At 65.2% G+C, this 1,650-nt stretch carries 1 protein-coding gene; it reads right to left on the minus strand.

The window, feature by feature from the left end; translation table 11 throughout:
- Nucleotides 1-124 precede the first annotated feature (124 nt).
- Nucleotides 125-1,549: an ISNCY family transposase gene (locus U5A58_RS40325; RefSeq protein ID WP_321965445.1), complete on the minus strand. Its 1,425-nt coding sequence runs from the start codon at nt 1,547-1,549 to the stop codon at nt 125-127.
- Between the last annotated feature and the right edge of the window lie 101 nt (nt 1,550-1,650).

The raw sequence follows: 1,650 nt of genomic DNA on the forward strand, positions 1-1,650 counted from the left end.
AATGTCGTGGCCAGATACAGATGTCGTACGGCCAGCCATTTACAGATGTCGCATCTCTTTCATGGTTCTGTTCGCCCGTATTGTTGAAGAGCACGGGTTGAAGCAGCAGGGCGCCTGTGTTCATTCAGCGAGCCCTGGCAGACCGACGGCCAGACTTTGAATCTGGCTTTGCCGCCCGTGCCAGCTTCACGATCACCGCGTCCATGTCCGCCTGCGTGAATTCGCGCGTCTTCTTCGTGCCCGGCACCCGTTCAGCCCGGCGTACCTCGACGCCACGGTTCGTGCGCGAGGGCGAGCCCGAAGCTCGCCGGTCGTCGCGCTGCGCCTGCAGGGCCTGCGCCACCGAGAGCGCGTGCGCCAGACGCTTGTGCTCGATCACCGCACCCTGGTCCACCTCGGTCAGGCGGTCATACTCGCGGTACGGCAGCGGCTGGCCGTCAGCACGGATCTCGATGCGTCCGTCCGGGTACTCCCACACCTCGATGTAGCGGTGAACCAGCTTGCGGTTCTGCGGCGTATCGTCGAGCAGGTACATCACGCGGTCGTACTGCACCGTCAGCGCATTTGTCACCCGCCGCGTCTCGCGCCAGGTCATCAGCAGATCGAGATTCTCGTCGGCGCGCAGCGGCCGGTGGGCGTCGAAGCCGCTCTTCGGTGGCTTCGCAAAGCGGGCGTTGTAGCTCGCCATGAAGGAGGGCGCCCAGGCATTCGCTTCAGCCAGCGTGCTGATGCCGCGCAGCCGCATCTCCTTCACCAGACGGTCCTGCAACGTCAGGTGCGCACGCTCCACGCGGCCCTTGGCCGGGCTGGAGTTCGCGCAGAACGTGTCAATGTTCAGCTCGTACATCGCGCGCCCGAAGTGCGTCACGCTGCGCCCGGTCTTGCCGGCGCTGACACTGCGAAACACGCTGGCGCGGTCGCTGTACAGCGCCACCGGCTTGCCGTGACGCTCCAGGTACGCACGCGTGGCCTCGAAATAGCTGAAGGTCGACTCCGTGGCCGTGAAGTGCAGGTGCATCAGGCGGCTCGTCGCGTCGTCCACGTACACCAGCAGCGTGCAGGCCGGCGCGCGCTCCTCGAACCAGCGATGGTCGCTGCCGTCGATCTGGATCAGTTCGCCCAGGCACGCGCGGCGCGCACGGGGCTGGTAGACCTTCGGCGGACGCTGCGCGCGTGGAATCCATAGCCCGGCGTCTGCCATCAGCTTCCTGACCGTTTCCTTCGCGAGCCGGATGCCATGACATTCAGCGAGCTTCTCGCACGCCAGCGTCGGGCCAAAATCGGCGTAGCGTTCGCGGATCAGTGCCAGCGCGCGCAACGCCAGGCCTTCGTCGAGCTTCCGGTTGCCTGGCCGTCCGCGCCGGCCCGAAGCCACCCCCGCGGGTCCGTGTTCGCGATAGCGGATCACCAGTCGCTCAACCTGGCGCACGCTCAGACCCAGCCGTTCGGCGGCGCGCCCGGGCTTCAAACCCGTCTCGGCCACCGCCTGGATCACCTTGAGTCGGTCAAGCTCTTGCATCGTCAGTGTCACCAGTTCGCCTGGTCGCATGGCTGGCTCCGCAGTTCGCACGAGCCGGTTAGCATGCCAGTGGTCAAAAACACGACATCTGTAAATAGCCAGAACACGACATTAGGATATAGCTCCTACAT

This window comes from Paraburkholderia sp. J7, assembly GCF_905220155.1.
In the GTDB taxonomy this organism is placed as follows: Bacteria; Pseudomonadota; Gammaproteobacteria; order Burkholderiales; family Burkholderiaceae; genus Paraburkholderia.

What these genes read in the sequence shown, in the direction of transcription:
- U5A58_RS40325 (WP_321965445.1), bottom strand. Translation starts at nt 1,549, where the DNA reads ATGCGACCAGGCGAACTGGTGACACTGACGATGCAAGAGCTTGACCGA.